Here is a 19,543-nt window from a genome sequence, read left to right as displayed (position 1 = left end):
CGCTGCGGCATCAACCGCTGTATTAGCGCGGGATGCCGACAGAAAAGCGCGACGGGCCGTCCACCGGACCCGGCAAGAACCATGGCCCGAAATCATTCCCCAAGGCGCCCGAACCAGCGCGCATTGCCAAGCTGCTGGCGCGCGCGGGCGTTGCCTCCCGCCGAGAGATTGAGCGGATGATCGAGGAAGGCCGCGTGGCGTTGAACGGCGTCACGATCGACACGCCGGCGACGCTGCTTGCCTCGCTTCACGGGGTAACGGTCGATGGCAACCCGGTTGAAGAACCCGAGCCCGCCCGCCTGTTCCTGTTCCACAAGCCGGCGGGCCTGCTGACCACCGAGCGTGATCCCGCTGGTCGCCCAACGATCTACGATCGTTTGCCCAAGGGGTTGCCGCGTTTGATGCCGGTCGGCCGGCTCGATCTCAACACCGAGGGGCTGTTGCTGATGACCACCGACGGTGGACTGAAGCGGCTGCTCGAACTGCCCGCCACCGGCGTCGAGCGCGCTTATCGCGCCCGCGCCTACGGCCAGGTCAGCCAGCCTCAGCTTGAGGAACTGATCCACGGCGTCGAGATCGAAGGGGTTCGCTACGGCCCGATCGACGCCAATATCGAACGCCGCACCGGCGCGAACCTGTGGATCGAGATGATCCTCAAGGAAGGAAAGAACCGCGAGGTTCGGCGCGTGCTGGAGCATCTGGGACTTCAGGTCAGCCGCCTGATCCGCACCCGCTACGGACCGTTCGTCCTGGGTGATCTGGCACCGGGGCAGATCGGCGAGGTCCGCCGCCACGATGTCGAAAGCTTCAGCGCGGAGCCGACGCGGCGTGAGCTGCCACAGCCAGCCCGCCGCCGCGCGATCGAGCCGCTCGTCGCGCCACCCGCCGACGCCATCCCGGCGAAGGATGTGCCGGAAAAGAAGAAACCAGCGCCGCGTGCACGCCCCGGCGCCCCCAAGAAAGAGCCGCGCCGCCGCGCTGACGGATCGGTCGCCAGCCGCGGCGGAAAGGCATCGAGCGGCGGCGCCCGAGGCGAACGCGCACGCTCCTTCCGCGCCGATCATGCGCCCGCCGAGAAGCCGTCGCGCGGCCCAGCGCGTGGCCCAGCGCGTGACCCCGGCCGCGACGCTGACCGATCCGCCTCTCGCTCCGCCGAGCGGCCCCAGCGATCGGCCGCCCCCGGCGGTCGTGCACCCGCGAAGCTCGACGGCGAACGGTCCGGCAACGCCTCACGCCGCTCCGCACCGTCGCAGGCCGGCGCGCCGCGCGCAGACCCCTATCGCGCCGACTTAGCTCGGTCTGGTCCGTCGCGCTCGGCTCCGTCTCGTCCCGGCCAATCTCGCTCCGGCCCGCCGCGCTCCGGGTCTTCTCAGTCGGGCCCGTCGGGGCCTGGCGCGTCGCGTTCTGACCCTTCGCGCTCTGGGCCTCCTCGCTCCCGGTCGCCGGGTTCCGGTTCACCGCGCCCGGGTAATGGGCGGCCGCGGGGCAAGCGCTGATGCGGATCATCGCTGGTGAATGGCGCGGGCGCCCGCTCGTCGCGCCAAAGGGCGATGCCACGCGTCCGACTGCCGATCGTACCCGCGAGGCGCTGTTTTCGATGCTGGCGAGTCGCCTCGGCAGTTTCGAGGGGCTGGCGGTAGCGGATCTGTTCGCCGGATCGGGCGCGCTGGGGCTTGAGGCGCTCTCGCGCGGGGCGGCGTCGTGCCTGTTCGTGGAGCAGGATCGCGCGGCGCTCGACGCGCTGCGCGCCAATATCGCCGCGTTGCGGACATCCGCGGCGGAGGTTCGCGCCGGCAGCGTGATGGCGCTCGGCCCCACGCCTCAGCCGCTCGACCTCATCATGATGGATCCGCCCTATGGCACCGGCGCCGGCGCGGTGGCCCTCGACAAGCTCGGCCGGCTCGGCTGGGCTGGTCCCGCAACCTGGATCTCGATTGAGACTGCCAAGCAGGAGGATGTGGAGCTGAAGGGCTTCGTCGTCGACGCGACCCGTGTCTACGGCAAGGCGAAGATCACGCTGCTGCGCACGGCCTGACCCGGTCGCTCAGGGCTCCAGTACCACGGCGTGGACGCGCGGCCGCGGGCGGGTGGCGATCAGCGCCACCAGGCTCAGCGCCGCGGCCACGCTGCCATACCAGCCGACCGCAGACAGGCCGACATTCTCCGCCAGCGCCTGCGCGAACAGCGGGGTCAGGCCGCCGCCCAGCACGCCCGCAACGTTGAACGCCATCGATGCGCCGGTGTAGCGCACGCGCGGCGGAAACAGGCCGGGCAGCCACGCTCCCAACGGCCCATAGACGAACCCCATCAACAGCAGCGCCAGCGCCAGGAAGGCGAATACCAGCGCCAGCGAACCAGCGCCCATCATTGGCCCCAGCAGGAACCCGGCGAATACCACCGCGACACAGCCGCCGGCGAGCACACGCCGCTCATCGAACTTCTTGTCCGCCAGCCAAGCGGAGGCATAGATGCCCACCGCCATGAACAGGATCGCACCAAGCTGCACCAGCAGCATGGACTGCATTGAATAGCCCAGCGTCTTGGTGCCGTAGCCCAGCGCAAAGGCGGTCGCGATATAATAGAGCGCGAAGCACGCGATCGCCCCGACCGTCCCTGCCAACGTCGCCAGACCATGATGCCGCAGCAGTTCGGCGAAGGGCACGGCGGGCGGCGGCGCCTCCTCCAGCGCGGCCGCAAATTCCGCGGTTTCCGTCAGCTTCAGGCGGATCCACAGCCCCAGCCCGACCAGCAGCGCACTGACCAGGAACGGAATACGCCAGCCCCAGTCACGGAACTGCTCGGGCGTCAGCCACAGGCCCAGCAGCAGGAACAAGCCGTTGGCGGCGATGAAGCCTGCGGGCGCGCCCATCTGCGGCGCGCAGCCGAACCGTGCGCGCCATCCCGGCGGCGCATTCTCCACCGCCAGCAGCGCCGCCCCGCCCCATTCGCCGCCCAGGCCAAAGCCCTGACCGAATCGCAGCAGACACAGGATGAACGGTGCCCACCATCCCGCTTGGGCATAGGTGGGAAGGAAGGCGATCAGCGTCGTCGACACCCCCATCGTCAACAGGCTGGCGACCAGCGTCGATTTCCGACCGATCCGATCACCGAAATGCCCGAAGAACGCCGCACCGATCGGTCGGGCAAAGAACGCCACTGCCAGCGTGGCGAAACTCGCCATCTGCTGCATCCCGGGCGCCGCAACCGGAAAGAATATCTGGCCGAACACCAGGCTCGCCGCCGTCGCATAGATGTAGAAATCGTAGAATTCGACGCCCGTCCCGACGAAGCTGGCCAGAAGGACACGGCGCGACGAATTGCCGCCGGAAACGATGGTGCTCATGGCCTTTCTCTCCCCCCGCGCCCCTCCGGCGTCAACACGGCGGCTGCGCAACATCTTTGTCGCGACGAGACATAATTGCGCAACATCGGTCCGGTAGAACGAAGAAGTCGGTCCAGCCCCCTATCTGACACCGGCAGCCGTAGACCATCGGTCTCGGCACTCCCTGAACTGCGGGGCAGTCGATCGTTAGCGGCTGCCCCTGCTTTTTCTTGGCCGCACTATGGTCAGCCGAGGCGCCACCGCTTCAGCTGCGCCAGCACATCGCCAGCGATCTGATCCTGTGAAAAGTCGGTGAGATCGCGAAACCGCTGATCGTTGTTGGTTTGCGCCGCGAGCGTCCAGGTGACGCTTCGTCGGCTTTCCGGTGCCTCCAGCGCAGTATACGCGGCAAGCGGGCGGGCACGAGGCAACAGGCGATAAACGAACGAACGACCGGCGTCTGGTCCCACCGTCAGCACGATCTTACCCTCCTCTACGTCCAAGCGGCTTTCGCTCGGCGTTTCCTGTTGAAGGGCATCGTAAACGGATCGAAGCGCAGGCTCCCCCTGCTGCTCCAGTTGCCGGATGATCTCGCCGCGACGTGCCGGCACGAACAACCTCTTCAGCCGCTCGCTGACCGGGGCCGCATCGTCTGAGAGGGTGACGCCTTTCAGATCAGCATTCGCCTGCCGGATCAGCCCGACCGCCAGCAACAGCATGATGAAGCAGAACGGCAGCGCAGCGATCAGCGTCGCCGCCTGGAGGCCGCCAAGCCCGCCCGCGACCAGCAACAGGGTCGCCGTCGCGCCAAGCAACAGGCACCAATAGACGCGCTGCCACCGCGGCGTATCCTCGGCCCCGCCCGACGTCAACGTATCGATCACCAGCGCGCCCGAGTCCGCCGAGGTGACGAAGAATACGCCGACCAGCACGATCGCCAACGTCGATGTGAAGCCGGCGCCCGGCAGATATTCGAGGAACTTGAACAGCGCGGTCGACAGATTGGCCTGCACCGCATCGGCGATCCCGCCTCCAGCGACACCCAGGTCGAGAGAGATCGCCGTGTTGCCGAACACGGTCATCCAGATAAAGGTGAACGCCGTCGGCACGAACAGCACGCCCGCCACGAACTCGCGCACCGTCCGCCCGCGGGAAATACGGGCGATGAACATACCGACGAATGGCGACCAGGCGATCCACCAGGCCCAGTAGAACAAGGTCCAGTCGGCCATCCAGGCGCGCGGCTCATAGGCATAAAGCGTGAAAGTACGCTGCACGAAGTGATCGAGGTACAGGCCGAAATTCTGGATCAGCGCGCGTAGCAGGAACAGCGTGGGCCCCACCGCCAGCACGAACAGCATCAGCAGTACGGCCAGAACCAGATTCAGCTCCGACAGCCGCCGCACGCCGCGGTCGGCGCCGCTCAGAGCGGACAATGTCGCGGCCCCCATTACCACGACGATCACGACAACCTTCGTGAATGTCGTGTCGGGCACGCCATAGTTATAGGCCAGCCCGGCGGTCATCTGCGACACGCCGAAGCCGAGCGAGGTCGCGATCCCGAACACCGTACCGCAGACGGCGAATATGTCGATAGCATCGCCCAACGGGCCGTTGATCCGCTTGCCCAAAATCGGAGACAGCCCGGACCGCAAGGTCAGCGGCATTCCCTTCCGATAGGTGAAGAACGCCAGGCTCAGGCCGACCAACGCGTAGATCGCCCAGGCATGAACGCCGTAATGATGAAACGTGATCGCCATCGCCTCCCGCGCGGCGAGGATCGTTCCACTCTCCACATCGGGCGGCGAGATATAGTGCTGGATCGGCTCGGCAACGGCGAAATACATCAGCCCGATGCCCATCCCGGCGGCGAAGAGCATTGCCAGCCAGGACACATAGGGAAAGTCAGGTTCCGCATCGTCCGGTCCCAGCTTCAGTTTCCCGGCGGGACCGAAGCCCAGGATCAGCACGATCACCAGAAACGCGGCCACCGACGCGATGTAGAACCAGCCGAACGTGTCGATCGTCCATGCCTGTGCGGCCTTGAACGCCAGATCGGCTCGGCCCGGCATCAGCAATGTCGTTGCCAGCAGTGCGGCAACGACCAGCGACGCCCCCCAGAAAACGCGCGGCACAATCTTGGTCTTCATCATCAAGGCTGGTGAACGCACAAGGCGCGTTTTCGCCCATCCATATCATTGATGTTGATCAGCCGACCGTGGCGTCGCTGATTGCCACGCTTTTTGAACGGGCATAGGGCAGCCGCGGACGTTCACTGGCCGGAGTTGCTTGCGAGAAATGAGGGAGGAACGAGCCACGTTCCGTCGCCGTCTGCGGATTGGCGTGCTGGCGCTGGGTGCGTTGGTGTCACCCGCGCAGGCATTCGCTCAGGCCAAGTCGCCGACGGTCGAGGATCTGCAGCGCCAGATTGACGAGCTGAAGGCGCAGATCCGCGTGCTGACGGAGAATCAGCGCACCGCAACCGCAAGCCCAAGTGCGGCAGCCTCCTCCTCGGTCGCGGCTTCTGCCGCTCCGCCTGGCGCGCCATCGACGGATCACGCCGCCGATACCCAGGTCGCGCGAACGGCGCCGCAAGCGCCCGCTCCTGCGCCGGTCAGCACGCCCACCCCGCCGGTGGCGCTGGCGTCAGCGAACGCTGCGTCTCCTGCAAAGCCGTGGTACGAGCAGATCAACGTGCGCGGCTATGCACAGCTCCGCTTGAATGAGATCGTCTCGGGTGACGCCACGGCCCCCGATGGCCGCTCGCGGCTACGCTCGCCAGGCGATGGCGGAATCACCGATCAGGGCAATTTCACCTTCCGTCGCATCCGCCTCGTCTTCTCGGGGGATCTGTCCGACTCGGTATCCTTCTACTTCCAACCCGACTTCGCGGTGGCGGTCAGCAACCAGTCGGCAGACGAACGGCGCGAGGGGTTTGCCCAGCTACGCGACGCCTATGTCGACTGGTCACCCTGGGCCGATCGCCGCTTTCGCCTGCGCTTTGGCCAGTCGAAAGTGCCCTTTGGATGGGAAAATCTGCAATCCTCCTCCAACCGGCTGACGCTCGACCGGTCTGACGGGATCAACAGCGCGATCCCCGGCGAACGCGATCTGGGTGTCGTCGCCTATTTCACGCCGACGCCGGTGCAGCAGATCTGGGATCGACTGGAAGACGATGGTCAGAAGCTGTTCGGCAATTACGGCGCCTTTGGCTTGGGCGTCTTCAATGGCCAGGGCGTCAACCGGCCGGAACGCAACAACGGCCTGATGAGCGTCGCCATGGCGACGTGGCCCTTCGAACTGGACGGACTCGGCGACACGTTCGACGGTCAGGTGCTGGAGTTGGGCGCATCCGCGATGCGCAACCGCGTCCGGCCCGAGGTGCGCACCGGCGGTGTCAGCGACGCCAGCTTCCGCGACGATCGGGTCGGCGTCCACCTGATCCTTTATCCCCAGCCTTTCGGGCTCCAGGCTGAATGGAATTGGGGCCGCGGGCCCGAGTTCGACCCCGTGTTCGGCACCATCCGCACGCGCGGGCTGAGCGGCGGCTATGTTCAGGCGATAGGACGTGTGCGCCAAAGTCCGCTCGGACCATTCATGCCCTACCTTCGCTGGCAGCGGTATCGCGGCGGATGGAAGGCGATCGTCAATGCGCCACGGCTGGAAACCGACGAGATCGAGCTGGGCATCGAATTCCAGCCGATCGAGGAGCTGGAGCTGACGCTCGCCTACGCCGACATGACCCGGCGGGAGGCAGATGAACGGCGCTTTGGCCGCGCGGAGGGCGATGTGATCCGCGCTCAATTGCAGTGGAATTATTGAGCGCCGCCCAGCCGTGCGCCGGTCAATGTGCCGGAATGGCGGACGTCATCCATCGCGCGTCGGCGCCATAGCCGGCCACTTTCTCCGCCAGCGTCCCGGATATCTCCACCTCTGAGAACCCCATCGCGCGCCAGTAGGTTACGGCGCCCTCCACCGCGATCAACTCCGCCTGACGCAGGCCCTGTCGCGCCGCGCACATGAACGCCGCCTCGACCAGCTCCCGTCCTGCTGAAAGGCCCCGGGCACTCGGCGACACCGCCAGATCGTGAATGAACAACACGTCGGTGCGCGGCGGGTCGGCAAGCACCGCGCCCACCGGCGGCGGCGACCCGGTCGGCCAGCCGTGCGCCAGCACATACCCCGCCATGGTCGCCCCTTGCATCGCCACAAAGCAACATGAACTCGCCAGCCTGACCCTGCTGGCAAAGGCAGGCTCGTCTTCCAGCAGGAAGGCGGGAAAGCTGGCGGCCTGAATGGTCAGCGCGGCCGGGACGTCGCTTTCGACAAAGCGCCGGATCATCAATGCTGGCGGTTTCGACATCATCCTTGGTCCTTGTCCCTGCCGTCGGTGACGACAAGTGGCAGCCGGACTATCGCCCTTGACTGCGCGTCAGTCCATGCCCGGATAGGTGTTGAACGCCGGCAGATCGGCCAGCCCTGTGGACCAGCCGAGCCGTTCCTTTACCATGATCTGCGCGCCCGGCGGCAAGCTTTCCGGATCATCCAGCGTGCCGGACTGGATATCGACAATCCCCGGCAGCGTCTCGGGATTGCGATAGAATAGCCCGGTACCGCAGGCGCTGCAGAACTCACGCGTGCCGTGCTGCGACGAATGATAGCGCGTCGTCGCACCTTCGACCGTCAGCTGATCGTCCTGCCATGCGATCCACCCGACCATCGGCGCGCCCGACCAGCGCCGGCAATCCTCGCAATGACACACAGCGTGGTGCTGCGGCTCTCCCTCCGCCGTCCATGTGACGGCCCCGCAATGACAGCGTCCAGTCGTGCCCATCCCATCGCTCCCGATCGTTTCGCCTTTGTTCTCATGCATTGCGCTGTCGTGCAACCCTGCCTACGTGGCAGGCGTGACCGAATTGTCGACGCAGACCCCGCCCAGCGAACCGCCCTATCTTTCCGGCCTGAACCCGCCGCAGCGGGACGCTGTCTTGACCACCGACGGTCCCGTTCTGGTGCTCGCGGGCGCCGGCACGGGCAAGACTGCGGCGCTCACCGCGCGGCTGGCGCATCTTCTCTACACCCGCCGTGCTTACCCTAGCGAAATCCTGGCGGTGACCTTCACCAACAAGGCCGCGCGCGAGATGCGGGAGCGGGTTGGCCGTCTGGTGGGCGACGCCGTGGAGGGCATGCCCTGGCTCGGCACGTTCCACGCGATCGGGGCAAAGATGCTGCGTCGCCATGCCGAACTCGTCGGCTTGCAGACCAACTTCACCATTCTAGATACCGACGATCAGCTGCGCTTGCTGAAGCAGCTGGTCCTTGCGGCCGACATCGATGAAAAGCGGTTTCCCGCACGCAGCCTCGCCGGGCTGATCGACGAATGGAAGAACAAGGGACTCACCCCGAGAGAGATCGATGCCGGCGAAAGCGAGCGCTACGCCAATGGTCGCGGCGGGGAGCTGTACGAGCAATATCAGGCGCGGCTACGCGCGGTGAACGCGTGCGATTTCGGCGATCTCCTGCTCCACGTCCTCACCATCCTGAAGACCAATCGGGAGGTGCTGGAGCAATATCAGCAGCGCTTCCGCTACATCATGGTGGACGAATATCAGGACACCAACGCGGTCCAGTACCTGTGGCTGCGGCTGCTGGCGCAGGAACGGCGCAACATCTGCTGCGTCGGCGACGATGATCAGTCGATCTATTCGTGGCGCGGGGCGCAGGTGGAGAATATCCTAAAGTTCGAAAAGGACTTCCCGGGCGCGAAGGTGATCCGGCTCGAGCAGAATTACCGCTCCACCCCGCACATTCTCGGCGCGGCCGGCGGCGTCATCGGCAACAACACCGGCCGGCTGGGCAAGTCGCTGTGGACCGAACTCGATGTGGGCGAAAAGGTGCGCGTCATCGGCGTGTGGGATGGCCCGGAAGAGGCACGCCGCGTCGCTGACGAGATCGAATCGTGTCAGCGCGCCGGCAAGAGCCTGGACGACATGGCGATCCTCGTGCGCGCCCAGCACCAGACCCGCGAGTTCGAAGACCGCTTCATCGCCATCGGCCTCCCCTATCGCATCGTCGGCGGCTTCCGCTTCTACGAACGGCAGGAAATTCGCGACGCGCTCGCCTATCTTCGCATCGTCAATCAGCCCGCGGATGACCTGGCGTTCGAACGGATCGTCAATACGCCCAAACGCGGCTTGGGTGATAAGGCAATCGCCAAGCTTCACCAACTTGCCCGGGCGGAAGGGCTGCCACTCAGCTTCGCCGCCGCACGCATCCTCGATACCGACGAACTTACGCCACAGGCCCGCCGCGCGCTGGGCAATTTCGTCGGCGACATCTCGCGGTGGCGCGACATGGCGCGCGATCTCCCGCACCCCGAACTGGCGCGGCAGATCCTCGACGAATCCGGCTACACCGCCATGTGGCAGGCGGAAAAGTCGGCCGAGGCAGCCGGTCGCCTCGAAAACCTCAGCGAACTCGTCCGCGCGATGGAGGAATATGAGAGCCTGGGCGCGTTCCTCGAACACGTCAGCCTCGTCATGGACAATGAGGGCGCCCGCGAGGATCCCAAGGTGACGATCATGACGATCCACGCCGCCAAGGGCCTCGAATATGACACGGTGTTCCTCGTCGGTTGGGAAGAGGGCCTCTTCCCGTCGCAGCGTTCGCTGGATGAAACCGGCACCCGCGGGCTCGAGGAGGAACGGCGCCTCGCCTACGTCGCAATCACGCGTGCGCGGCGGCAGGCAACAATCCTCCACGCCGCCAACCGCCGCATCTACGGGCAGTGGACCAGCTCCATCCCCTCGCGCTTCGTCGCGGAGCTGCCCGACGATCACGTCGAGACGGAAACGACCATGTCCGGCGGCGAAAGCCTCTGGCGCGCGAACTGGTCCGAACGCGCTGATCCCTTCGCCGATGTCGGGCGTGGCACCGGCCGTGGACCCGGCTGGCAGCGCGCGGCCGGGGCGCTTGGCGGCAAGCCCGGCGGAGACTGGCAAAGCCGCACCTTCTCACGCGAACCGTCGCGGGTGGTGGAAAGCCGCGTCCCGGCCGTCGGCCTCGGCAACAAGGGCCGCACCGACCTGTCGGTGGGCCAGCGGGTGTTCCACCAGAAGTTCGGCTATGGCACGATCGAGGAAATCGAAGGCAACAAGCTGGAGATTGAATTCGAAAAGGCCGGGCGCAAGCGGGTGATGGACAGCTTCGTCACCATCCCATGACCGCCAGCGCGCTTTACCTGCGCAGATGAAGCCGCAATAGTTGGGCGATGGCCCTTCCGCGTGCTGACGCCGACAATCTCGCCCGACAGGGACTGGATGCTCTTCGCAATGGCGACGGCGCGCGCGCGCGCATGATCTTCGACCGGCTGGCGACGGACGCCCCGGCCGACGTGCCGCGCCCGTGGCTGCCGCTTGCCCAGGCATGCAGGCTGACGGGGGATACGGCGGCCGAAACTACGGCGTTGCAGGCGCTCCTTCGGGAACAACCGCGCCACCTCGCCGGGTTGTTGCTGATGGGTGATCGCAAGCGGCTGGATGGCGACGATCGCGCCGCGACCGTCTTCTACACCGCCGCGCTCAATCAGGCGGCGGCTACCCGTGAGGTACCCGCCTCGCTCCATCCGATGCTGCGTCAGGCGGAGGCGTTCAAACAGGAAAGCGCCGGGCGGTTCGCCGACCATGTTGAGGCGGCAGTCGGCGCGCTTCCGTCCGGCCGCGTGGCGCAGTCCGTCGACCTTCTGCTCGGGCGGCGCGAACTGCACCTGCAACAACCCTCGATGTTCTATTTCGAAGGACTGCCGCAGCGCCCCTTCTACCGCCGCGATGAGTTCGAATGGGTGGCGGAGCTGGAGGCCGCGACCCCGGCGATCCGCGCTGAACTGGAAGCGATGACCGAGGGTTTTCGTCCCTATGTGGAGGGCGATCCCAACCGCCCGCTACCGAACAACCCGCTGCTCGATGATCCGGCCTGGAGCGCGCTCCATCTATGGCGCAGCGGAGACATCGTCCCGGAAAATGCCGCACGCTTTCCGGTCACCATGGCCGCGTTGGCAAAGCTGCCGATCCCGCGCATCGCCGGCCGTTCGCCAATGGCCTTGTTCTCGCGGCTGACGCCCGGCGCGCACATCCAGCCGCATCATGGGCTGCTCAACACTCGGCTGATCTGTCATCTTCCGATCATCGCGCCTCCCGGCTGCGGCCTGCGAGTGGGCGCCGACACGCACGAGTGGCGCGAGGGCGAACTGGTCATCTTCGATGATTCCTACGAACATGAGGCGTGGAATCGCGGCACATCGACCCGAACGGTTTTGTTGTTCGAGATCTGGAAGCCGGAGATCGCGCCCGACGAGCGCGCCGATCTCACCCGGCTGTTCGAAGCGATCGACGCCTATGGCCCGCAAATGGTCGACCAGGGCTAGCGTCTCACCCGTACCGCGCCACTCGCCCACAGCGCCCACCAGATGATCAGCGGCTGCAACAGCAGGCGTGATGCGTGATAGCCGATCGGCAGCCCCGTGCCGCTCGACAGGTCGATCACTGCGTGCTGCACATTTGCTGGCCAAACGCACAGCGCATAGGCCGCAAGGGCCCAGCCGGCCGCGCGGCGCCATCGCGGAAGGGCAAGCCCGATCACACCGACCAGCTCCGCCAACCCGGTCGCCAGCACCACCAGGCGCGGCGCTGGTACGAACGACGGCACGATCCGTACCATCGCATCCGTAAACACCAGATGGCCGATGCCGGCGATCAGGTAGAACGCCATCAAAAACCAGCGCGCCACGCGCCTGGCGCCGCTCTCCTCGTCCATCACCATCCTCCTGATCGTCGGGAACGATACGCCCGCGCAACCGTATCCGCTTTGCCCGATCGTGGGCGCCCCTTTTAGGGTCGGGAGAGGATCGCGACATGTCGCTTCGTCACTTCGCAATCATCATGGGTGCCGCAACCGCCGGACTCGGCGCCCCGGCGCTGGCGCAATCCGCCGCAGACGACGCGCGATTCCGCGCCGCGCAGGAACGGTTCGAGCGTGAACTGGATACATTCCGCAGCGAATATGATCGCTATCAGTCGGTACGACGCGTGCCCGGCAGCGGATACAGACCGGCACCGGCCGACCCCCGCTACGACGACGCGCAATGGCGCGACGAAGGCGATTATGACCCCAGCCGCTATTATCGCCCGTCCGGCCAGGAACGCGCGCTCGGCCCCAATGATCGCGTCTATTCCGGCTCTGACGGCCGCTATTATTGCCGGCGCTCGGACGGCACCACTGGCCTGATCGTCGGCGGCGCACTCGGCGGCGTGCTCGGCAATGTCATTGACGGTGGCCGCAGCCGCACGGTGGGTACGCTGCTGGGCGGTGCTGCCGGCGCGCTGGCCGGCCGCGCGGTCGATCAAAGCAATCAGCAGATCCGCTGCCGCTGACCGGCGGCGCTAACGCTGCCCGAATGGACGGCGCCAGCGCAAGAGCAGGATCAGCCTTCGACCGCCAGCAGGGTCACCCCGTCGTAACGCTCTTCGCGCGGGTTGAAGAGTTCACTCGGGGTGAACCGCCGCGGGGTTACGCGCATGCCACCCAGCCCGACGATCTTGAATGCACCGATCTTGGGCTCGCGCGGGGGCTTGCCGTCGCGTTCCAGTGTCACCGCGTCGAGGTAATATTCACCATGTTTGGTGTAGACGATGTGCGGCGCGATGGTCACCTCGCCCCGGTTATAGGTCGCGGCCAGCGCCTGCTGCTTGACGATGGCCTCGAAGACGACGGGCATGGTGGCGGGCGGCGGCGGCGGGGCGACCTGATCCTGGTCGGTATTCAGCTTCATGTTCAACGGCAATATCCACCCTGCTGCACCGCAGCAACATTCGTTTTGTGCAACCCTGCGTTCCGCAATTGCACCTGTCGGGGTACGCTCAATCCGCGGTCGGCATCAGCTTTCGCGCGAAATACGTCATTTGCAACGCTTGCAGCCGCGCACCCTGCGCAATGTCGGCATCGCCCGAATGGCCGCCGGCCGTATCCTCGTAGAACAGATATGGCAGTCCGTATTCGTGCATCCGAGCGGCAAATTTGCGCGCATGCTGCGGCCCGACGCGATCGTCCTTTGTCGTCGTCCAGATATACGGCTCCGGGTACCGCCCGTCGCGACGTAGCGCATGATAAGGCGAGATCCGCTCGAGAAACGCGCGCTCCTCGGGCACGCTGACCGAGCCATATTCGTCCACCCACGACGCGCCTGCTGCAATGCCTTCGTAGCGCAGCATGTCCAGCAGCGGCACCTGGATCGTCACCGCCCCCCACAGCTCCGGATGCTGGGTCATCTCGACGCCCATCAGCAAGCCACCGTTCGACCCGCCATAGATGCCCAGGCGTGACGCACTGGTGATCCCGCGCGCGAACAGATCACGCGCGATGTTGGCGAAATCGTCGAAGATCAGCTGGCGGCGTGTCTTGCGGCCCGCCTCGTGCCAGGCCGGCCCGAATTCGCCCCCGCCGCGGATGTTCGCGAGCACGAACGCGCCGCCCCGCTCCAGCCACAGCTTGCCGGTGATGCCCGAATAATAGGGCGTGTTGGACACCGCGAACCCGCCATAAGCCGTCATCAGCGTCGGCGTGCTGCCGTTCAGCGGCGTATCGGACCGGCGAACGACGAAATACGGGATCTTGGTGCCGTCGGACGACGGCGCCTCATGCTGCTCTACCACAAGGCCAGTGGCATCGAAGCGTGCCGGTGCCGACTTGACCGTCACCGGCGCTGCATCGCTCGCGGTGTTGAACGCCATCAGTAGTGTCGGCGTGGTGAAGCCCGACACCGCGAGGTAGCCGTCGTCGCTGGCAATATCGGTGGCCACCATGTCGACCGAAAGATTGTCGGGCAGCTTGAGGCTCCGGCTGCTCCACGCCTCGCCCGACGGCGTAAATACCATCGCGCGGCCGCGCACATTGTCGTAAATTGCCGCGACCACCGCATTGCGCGTCACCCGCACGTTACCGCCCTCGACGGATTGGCGTGCCGCCGGCGCGAAGATCACGGTCGGCGTCCCCGTTCCCGCCAGCGCGTCCTTCAGCGGCAAGGAGGCAAGCGCCCCCTCAGGCACCGCGCCCCACGGCTCGCTGGTACGGAAGATCAGCCGGCCCTTGACCAGTCCGACCGATTCCACCTTGTCCGGCATAGCGATCTTCTTCGCCGTTTTGCCGTCCCACAGCAGGGTTTCGGAGGTAAAGAACGTCTTGGCGCGGGTGATCACCACCGCGCGATTGCCATCGGCGTCCACGATCACCGATGGAAACACACCGATGTCGTCGCTGGTCCCGCGATAGATCTCGCGCGCCTCGCTCAACGGCTGCCCACGCTTCAGGATCTTGACCACGAACGGATAGCCCGACTTGCTCAGCGTGCCCTCGCCCCAGTCGCGCGACAGGATCAGCGTGTCGTTGTCGATCCAACCGGCATTCTGCTTGGACGTCGGCAGCGAAAAGCCGTCCTTCACGAACCGGCCGTCGACCAGATCGAACTCGCGCAGCGACGTCGCGTCCTCGCCACCCTCGCTCAGCGTGATCAGGCAGCGGCGCTCGCCGGGTTCCAGGCAGACTACGCCCTTCCACACCCACTTCTTGCCTTCCGCCTGCGACAGCGCGTCGACATCGATCAGCGTCTGCCAGCGCGGCGTCGCGGTCGCGTAATCCTTCGCCGTCGTCCAGCGCCAGATCCCCTGCGGGTGCTTCTGATCGCGCCAGAAATTGAAGATCCGGTCGCCCAGCATCTCGGGCATCGCGATACGGTCCTGCGCCGACGCGATCGCCAGCGCCTCGTCGTAGAACGTGCGATAGCGCGGGTCGCTCTCCAGCCGCGCGAGCGTCCTGGCGTTTTCAGCTTCCACCCAAGCCAGCGCGCGCGCACCGTCCTTGTCCTCAAGCCAGATGTACGGATCGTTCGTCATGGGAGCGATTTGGGCGACACTTCCCGTCGCCGCAAGCGCTCCCAGAGCGACAGCCACAAGATGTTTCACAACGCGATTGGTCTTCATCCGCCGCTAAATATGGTGCGCGGGCTCGATGTAACAGCCCTGTCGTAGTCAAAAACCGGCATCTCGCGCGGGGTAGGTGAACCCCATGCTCATCGCATCGATCCACGTCGGCCCGCGGGTGCACGCTCGCAACTCTCGACGTCCAACACCGAACGCGTTCCCCCCGGTGCCTTCCGAAATCTCCGCGGGCGATTTTCCCGCAATCGGCCGCTTGTCCGCGTCTTCCATCGGCTTATGACCATCGCGATGTCCGACGGCCTGCCGCTTCCCCGCCGCCTTCTCGCGATCGGCGCGCTCGGTTGCGGATCGGCGCTGGTGATCATCGATGGCACCATCGCCAACGTGGCCCTGCCGACCATCGCGCGCGATCTCGGCGTCGCATCGAGCGCCGTCGTGTCGATCGTCACCGTTTACCAGGTCACGCTGGTGATGCTGCTCCTGCCCTTCTCCGGGATCGCCGAGCGCATCGGCCTCAAACGGACGTATCAGGCCGGACAGATCGTCTTCACCCTGGCGACGCTGCTCTGCTTCTTCGCCGAAAGCCTGCCCTTCCTACTGATCGTTCGCGCCATGCAGGCGATCGGGGCGGCTGGCGTGCTCAGCGTCTCCTCGGCGCTGATCCGCCAGACCTATCCCGCACGGCAGCTCGGTCGTGGCCTCGGGATCAACGCGGTGGTGGTCACCAGCGCTGCCGCCGCCGCGCCGACGATCGGCGGCCTGGTGCTGGCGGTGGCACCCTGGCCATGGGTGTTCGCCTGCACCATCCCGCCGGCACTCATCAGCCTCGTGCTCGGCCGCTGGCTTCCCGATCCGGCGCCGCGCCTCACGCGACTTGATCTGCCTGGCGCGATCATGTGCGCGGCGATGTTCGGGTTGATCATCGGTGGCGCGGAAAGCTTCGTTCACGGCGACAGCCCGGTGGTGAGCGCCGCCGTCGTCGCTGCCGGCGCGGTGATCGGCTGGTTCTTCGTCCGCCGCGAATTGGGCATTGCCGCACCGATCCTGCCGGTTGATCTGCTCGCCCGGCCAATCATCGCCTTGTCAGCGATCGGGAACCTTACCGCCTTCATGGCCTCGATGACGGTGCTGGTCTCCACACCCTTCCGGCTCGCCGCGCTGGGTTTTACCCCGGCGCAGATCGGTACCTGCATCGCGCCCTGGCCACTGACCAACATGTTCGTCGCGCCGCTGTCGGGCGTACTGTCGGACCGGGTACCGGCGGGGATTCTGGGTGGGATCGGCATGGCGGTGACGCTGACCGCTCTCGCGCTTCTCGCCACCCTGCCGGCAGATCCCGGTTTGCTCGACGTCGCGTGGCGCATGGCCTTATGCGGCTCCGGCTTCGGATTGTACCTTTCGCCCAATGCGCGGCTGGTGGTCGGCTCTGCACCACCGCACCGCGCGGCGGCGGCGGGCGGCCTCATCTCCACGCTGCGGCTGACGGGGCAGACGATCGGCGCCACACTGGTGGCCGCGCTGCTCGCCGGCGGCGTGGGCACCGGGGCCGTCCCTCCGCTGGTCGCCGCGGGTCTCGCGCTCGTCGCCGGCCTGTGCAGCGTCGCGCGGCTGCGCCCCTCGATGCGCAGCCCCGACATAGCCGAGATACGCGAGGAAGTGCCGACGCTCCGCCAGCCGCGCTGACCGGAACGCGGGTGCCGTCCGCTCGTTCACGCGACGACACTAACCGGAGTTACTCATGCCCTACGTCAAGACACGTGATGGAGCGGACATCTTCGTGAAGGATTGGGGCGAGGGTCGACCCGTCGTGCTGATCCACGGCTGGCCGCTGTCGGCCGACAGCTGGGATCCGCAGGCCGTTGCGCTGGCAGAGGCCGGCTATCGCGTCATTTCCTATGATCGGCGTGGCTTCGGTCGCTCCAGCCAGCCGTGGTCGGGCTACGATTACGATACACTCACCGATGATCTGGCCGATGTGATGAAGGCCGCCGGTGTCGAACAGGATGCAACGCTGGTCGGCTTCTCGATGGGCGGCGGAGAGGTCGCCCGCTACATGAGCCGCCATGACGGCCGGGGCGTCAATTCCGCCGTGCTCGTCGGTTCGGTCGTGCCCTACATGCTCAAGACGGACGACAATCCGCACGGCGTGCCGGAGCATCAGCTGCTGCAGATCGCGGAGGGTATCAAGGAAGACCGGCCGAACTTCTTCCACAATTTCTTCAAGGATTTCTTCGGCGTCGGCTATGTCACCAGTCCGGTCAGCCAGCCGATGCTTGAATGGGCCTGGCGTATTGCCATGCAGGCCTCGCTCCGCTCGACCCTGGAATGCGCGAAGAGCTTCAGCTTCACCGACTTCCGGCCTGACCTTCCGGCCTTTCGCGTGCCGACGCTCGTCATCCACGGCACCGGCGACAAGACGGTGCCGATCGACGCGACCGGGCGCGCCGCCGCTGCCGGTATCGCGGCCAGCCAGCTGGTCGAATATGATGGCGCACCCCACGGCCTGTTCGCCACTGAGAGCGATCGCCTGACGGAGGATCTGCTGACCTTCCTCAGCCGCTGATCCTCACTCCACGAAAAAGGGGCGGCGGAGGTTTCCTCCGGCCGCCCCTTTTCATAGCGCTGCTGCGATCAGATGTGCAGCGCGCGACCATAGGCGCTCAGCACCGATTCATGCATCGCTTCGCTGATCGTCGGGTGCGGGAACACCGTTTCCATCAACTCCGCCTCGGTCGTCTCCAGCGTCTTGCCGACGGTATAGCCCTGGATCATCTCGGTCACTTCGGCGCCGATCATGTGCGCGCCCAGCAGCTCGCCGGTCTTTGCATCAAACACCGTCTTCACGAAGCCCTCCGGCTCACCCAGCGCAATCGCCTTGCCGTTGCCGATGAAGGGGAAGTTGCCGACCTTCACCTCATATCCGGCTTCCTTCGCCTTCGCTTCGGTCAGGCCGACACTGGCGATCTGCGGCCGGCAGTAGGTGCAGCCCGGTATGTTCCGCGGGTCCATCGCATGCGGGTGTCCGCCGGCGATCGCCTCGGCCGCGATCACGCCCTCATGGCTCGCCTTGTGCGCCAGCCATGGCGGCGCCGTGATATCGCCGATCGCCCACACCCCGGCGACATTGGTGCGGCACATCGCATCGGTCTTCAGGAAGCCGCGGTCGTCCATCTCGACGCCCAGCTCCTTCAGGCCGATATTCTCCGTGTTCGGCACGATCCCGACCGCTACGATGACATGGCTGAACTCGGCGGTCACTTCCTTGCCCGATTGGTCCTTCAGCTTGGCGGTGACGCCCTTGTCGCTGACGTCCACCGCGCTGACCCCGGCAGAGGTCATGATCGTCATGCCCTGCTTCTTCAGCGCCTTCTCCAGATGCGCGGAAATGTCCGCATCCTCTACCGGCACCAGTCGGTCGAGCATCTCGACGACCGTCACGTCGGCGCCCATGTCGTTGTAGAAGCTGGCGAACTCGATCCCGATCGCACCCGATCCGATGACCAGCAGCTTCTTCGGCATTTCGGGCGGCGTCATCGCGTGGCGATAGGTCCAGATGCGCTTTCCGTCGGCCTTGGCAAACGGCAGGTCGCGCGCACGCGCGCCCGTCGCAACGATGATGTTCTTGTACTGGATCTCGGTCGCCTTGCCGTCCTCGGCGGTGACGGTCAGCTTGTTCTTCCCGGTCAGCTTGCCCGTGCCCATGTGGACGGCGATCTTGTTCTTCTTCATCAGGTGCGTCACGCCCTGATTGAGCTGCTTGGCGACGCCGCGCGACCGCTTCACCACCGCCTCCAGATCGGCGACGATGCCGTCCGCCTTCAGGCCATAGTCCTTGGCATGGCTCATCAGGTGGAACACCTCCGCCGATCGCAGCAGCGCCTTGGTCGGAATGCAGCCCCAGTTGAGGCAGATGCCGCCCAGCAGTTCGCGCTCGACGATCGCGACCTTCAGCCCCAGCTGCGCGCCGCGGATTGCCGCCACATATCCCCCCGGCCCCGAGCCGAGGACGACGAGATCATAAGTGTCTGCCACTGTTCAGTTCCTTGGTTTGCGCGCGGCTTTCATCAGCGCCGGCACGCTCATCGCCAGCAATGCCAGCATCACCGCCCAGCTCACCGGCTCCAACGAACCGGCGCCCTGCGGATAGGACCAGATCGCCGCGCGGAAGACCGCTTGCGTCGCCACCAGCCCGATGGCGAGGTAGATCAGCTCGACGGCAGCCGCGCGGGTCATG

At 66.0% G+C, this 19,543-nt stretch carries 17 protein-coding genes; 8 read left to right on the top strand and 9 right to left on the bottom strand.

All coding sequences use genetic code 11. From position 1 onward, the window contains the following. Positions 1 to 32: 32 nt before the first annotated feature. Both K0S66_RS05205 and rsmD read left to right on the top strand, forming a co-directional pair. Positions 33 to 1,496 (top strand): pseudouridine synthase, encoded by a 1,464-nt coding sequence (locus tag K0S66_RS05205; protein ID WP_301074107.1) that lies wholly within the window; start codon positions 33 to 35, stop codon positions 1,494 to 1,496. Further along, entirely contained in the window at positions 1,496 to 2,035 is a 540-nt protein-coding gene (gene rsmD, locus K0S66_RS05200) for a 16S rRNA (guanine(966)-N(2))-methyltransferase RsmD (RefSeq protein ID WP_301074106.1), read from the top strand. Before K0S66_RS05205 ends, rsmD begins: the two co-directional genes overlap by 1 nt. Before the next feature lie 9 nt (positions 2,036 to 2,044). Here the strand turns inward: rsmD and K0S66_RS05195 are convergent, their stop codons facing one another. Next, entirely contained in the window at positions 2,045 to 3,343 is a 1,299-nt protein-coding gene (locus K0S66_RS05195; protein ID WP_301074105.1) for an MFS transporter, read from the bottom strand. Positions 3,344 to 3,567: 224 nt separating this feature from the next. Next, positions 3,568 to 5,472: a BCCT family transporter gene (locus K0S66_RS05190; RefSeq protein ID WP_301074104.1), complete on the bottom strand. Its 1,905-nt coding sequence runs from the start codon at positions 5,470 to 5,472 to the stop codon at positions 3,568 to 3,570. A 148-nt stretch (positions 5,473 to 5,620) separates the two neighbouring features. Between K0S66_RS05190 and K0S66_RS05185 the strand changes: the two genes are divergently transcribed. Next, entirely contained in the window at positions 5,621 to 7,144 is a 1,524-nt protein-coding gene (locus K0S66_RS05185) for a porin (RefSeq protein WP_301074103.1), read from the top strand. A 22-nt stretch (positions 7,145 to 7,166) separates the two neighbouring features. Here the strand turns inward: K0S66_RS05185 and K0S66_RS05180 are convergent, their stop codons facing one another. Together K0S66_RS05180 and K0S66_RS05175 are read right to left on the bottom strand one after the other, a co-directional pair. Next, on the bottom strand, positions 7,167 to 7,688 hold the full coding sequence (locus K0S66_RS05180; protein ID WP_301074101.1) for a GNAT family N-acetyltransferase: 522 nt from the start codon (positions 7,686 to 7,688) through the stop codon (positions 7,167 to 7,169). A gap of 66 nt (positions 7,689 to 7,754) precedes the next feature. Further along, on the bottom strand, positions 7,755 to 8,156 hold the full coding sequence (locus K0S66_RS05175; protein ID WP_301074100.1) for a GFA family protein: 402 nt from the start codon (positions 8,154 to 8,156) through the stop codon (positions 7,755 to 7,757). An 82-nt stretch (positions 8,157 to 8,238) separates the two neighbouring features. On the opposite strand from K0S66_RS05175, the gene K0S66_RS05170 reads away from it, so the two are divergent. Both K0S66_RS05170 and K0S66_RS05165 read left to right on the top strand, forming a co-directional pair. Next, positions 8,239 to 10,545, top strand: coding sequence for a UvrD-helicase domain-containing protein (locus tag K0S66_RS05170; protein ID WP_301074285.1), 2,307 nt, complete (start codon positions 8,239 to 8,241; stop codon positions 10,543 to 10,545). 47 nt (positions 10,546 to 10,592) lie between these two features. Further along, positions 10,593 to 11,744 carry an aspartyl/asparaginyl beta-hydroxylase domain-containing protein gene (locus K0S66_RS05165; protein WP_301074099.1) on the top strand — a complete coding sequence of 384 codons (1,152 nt, stop codon included), beginning with the start codon at positions 10,593 to 10,595 and terminating at the stop codon, positions 11,742 to 11,744. Here the strand turns inward: K0S66_RS05165 and K0S66_RS05160 are convergent. Further along, positions 11,741 to 12,139: a DoxX family membrane protein gene (locus tag K0S66_RS05160; protein WP_301074098.1), complete on the bottom strand. Its 399-nt coding sequence runs from the start codon at positions 12,137 to 12,139 to the stop codon at positions 11,741 to 11,743. The two genes, K0S66_RS05165 and K0S66_RS05160, sit on opposite strands and share 4 nt — an antisense overlap. Before the next feature lie 92 nt (positions 12,140 to 12,231). Here K0S66_RS05160 and K0S66_RS05155 point away from each other — a divergent pair, with 92 nt between their 5' ends. After that, positions 12,232 to 12,750 carry a glycine zipper 2TM domain-containing protein gene (locus tag K0S66_RS05155; protein ID WP_301074097.1) on the top strand — a complete coding sequence of 173 codons (519 nt, stop codon included), beginning with the start codon at positions 12,232 to 12,234 and terminating at the stop codon, positions 12,748 to 12,750. Positions 12,751 to 12,800: 50 nt separating this feature from the next. On the opposite strand, the gene K0S66_RS05150 is transcribed toward K0S66_RS05155, so the two are convergent. Together K0S66_RS05150 and K0S66_RS05145 are read right to left on the bottom strand one after the other, a co-directional pair. Beyond that, on the bottom strand, positions 12,801 to 13,148 hold the full coding sequence (locus K0S66_RS05150; protein WP_301074096.1) for a hypothetical protein: 348 nt from the start codon (positions 13,146 to 13,148) through the stop codon (positions 12,801 to 12,803). An 88-nt stretch (positions 13,149 to 13,236) separates the two neighbouring features. After that, positions 13,237 to 15,264 carry a prolyl oligopeptidase family serine peptidase gene (locus tag K0S66_RS05145; RefSeq protein ID WP_301074095.1) on the bottom strand — a complete coding sequence of 676 codons (2,028 nt, stop codon included), beginning with the start codon at positions 15,262 to 15,264 and terminating at the stop codon, positions 13,237 to 13,239. A gap of 333 nt (positions 15,265 to 15,597) precedes the next feature. Here K0S66_RS05145 and K0S66_RS05140 point away from each other — a divergent pair, with 333 nt between their 5' ends. After that, positions 15,598 to 16,992, top strand: a complete 1,395-nt coding sequence (locus K0S66_RS05140; protein ID WP_301074284.1) for an MFS transporter — start codon at positions 15,598 to 15,600, stop codon at positions 16,990 to 16,992. A 55-nt stretch (positions 16,993 to 17,047) separates the two neighbouring features. Continuing rightward, complete coding sequence (locus K0S66_RS05135; RefSeq protein ID WP_301074094.1) at positions 17,048 to 17,872, top strand: alpha/beta hydrolase; 825 nt, start codon at positions 17,048 to 17,050, stop codon at positions 17,870 to 17,872. 68 nt (positions 17,873 to 17,940) lie between these two features. Here the strand turns inward: K0S66_RS05135 and lpdA are convergent, their stop codons facing one another. Both lpdA and K0S66_RS05125 read right to left on the bottom strand, forming a co-directional pair. Beyond that, positions 17,941 to 19,341, bottom strand: coding sequence for a dihydrolipoyl dehydrogenase (lpdA, locus tag K0S66_RS05130; protein ID WP_301074093.1), 1,401 nt, complete (start codon positions 19,339 to 19,341; stop codon positions 17,941 to 17,943). A gap of 3 nt (positions 19,342 to 19,344) precedes the next feature. Continuing rightward, the gene (locus K0S66_RS05125) at positions 19,345 to 19,542 is read right to left on the bottom strand and encodes a hypothetical protein (RefSeq protein ID WP_301074092.1); all 198 of its coding nucleotides are present in this window, start codon (positions 19,540 to 19,542) and stop codon (positions 19,345 to 19,347) included. Position 19,543 lies beyond the last annotated feature (1 nt).

The organism is Sphingomonas sp. (assembly GCF_029239295.1).
In the GTDB taxonomy this organism is placed as follows: domain Bacteria; phylum Pseudomonadota; class Alphaproteobacteria; order Sphingomonadales; family Sphingomonadaceae; genus Sphingomonas.
Note: the sequence above shows the minus strand (reverse complement) of the source record. Positions and strands in the feature narration are given on the sequence as shown.

Coding starts and splice junctions, on each gene's coding strand:
- K0S66_RS05205 (WP_301074107.1), top strand. CDS start 33: ATGCCGACAGAAAAGCGCGACGGGCCGTCCACCGGACCCGGCAAGAAC.
- rsmD (WP_301074106.1), top strand. CDS start 1,496: ATGCGGATCATCGCTGGTGAATGGCGCGGGCGCCCGCTCGTCGCGCCA.
- K0S66_RS05195 (WP_301074105.1), bottom strand. CDS start 3,343: ATGAGCACCATCGTTTCCGGCGGCAATTCGTCGCGCCGTGTCCTTCTG.
- K0S66_RS05190 (WP_301074104.1), bottom strand. CDS start 5,472: ATGAAGACCAAGATTGTGCCGCGCGTTTTCTGGGGGGCGTCGCTGGTC.
- K0S66_RS05185 (WP_301074103.1), top strand. CDS start 5,621: ATGAGGGAGGAACGAGCCACGTTCCGTCGCCGTCTGCGGATTGGCGTG.
- K0S66_RS05180 (WP_301074101.1), bottom strand. CDS start 7,688: ATGATGTCGAAACCGCCAGCATTGATGATCCGGCGCTTTGTCGAAAGC.
- K0S66_RS05175 (WP_301074100.1), bottom strand. CDS start 8,156: ATGGGCACGACTGGACGCTGTCATTGCGGGGCCGTCACATGGACGGCG.
- K0S66_RS05165 (WP_301074099.1), top strand. CDS start 10,593: ATGGCCCTTCCGCGTGCTGACGCCGACAATCTCGCCCGACAGGGACTG.
- K0S66_RS05160 (WP_301074098.1), bottom strand. CDS start 12,139: ATGGTGATGGACGAGGAGAGCGGCGCCAGGCGCGTGGCGCGCTGGTTT.
- K0S66_RS05155 (WP_301074097.1), top strand. CDS start 12,232: ATGTCGCTTCGTCACTTCGCAATCATCATGGGTGCCGCAACCGCCGGA.
- K0S66_RS05150 (WP_301074096.1), bottom strand. CDS start 13,148: ATGAAGCTGAATACCGACCAGGATCAGGTCGCCCCGCCGCCGCCGCCC.
- K0S66_RS05145 (WP_301074095.1), bottom strand. CDS start 15,264: ATGACGAACGATCCGTACATCTGGCTTGAGGACAAGGACGGTGCGCGC.
- K0S66_RS05140 (WP_301074284.1), top strand. CDS start 15,598: ATGTCCGACGGCCTGCCGCTTCCCCGCCGCCTTCTCGCGATCGGCGCG.
- K0S66_RS05135 (WP_301074094.1), top strand. CDS start 17,048: ATGCCCTACGTCAAGACACGTGATGGAGCGGACATCTTCGTGAAGGAT.
- K0S66_RS05125 (WP_301074092.1), bottom strand. CDS start 19,542: ATGACCCGCGCGGCTGCCGTCGAGCTGATCTACCTCGCCATCGGGCTG.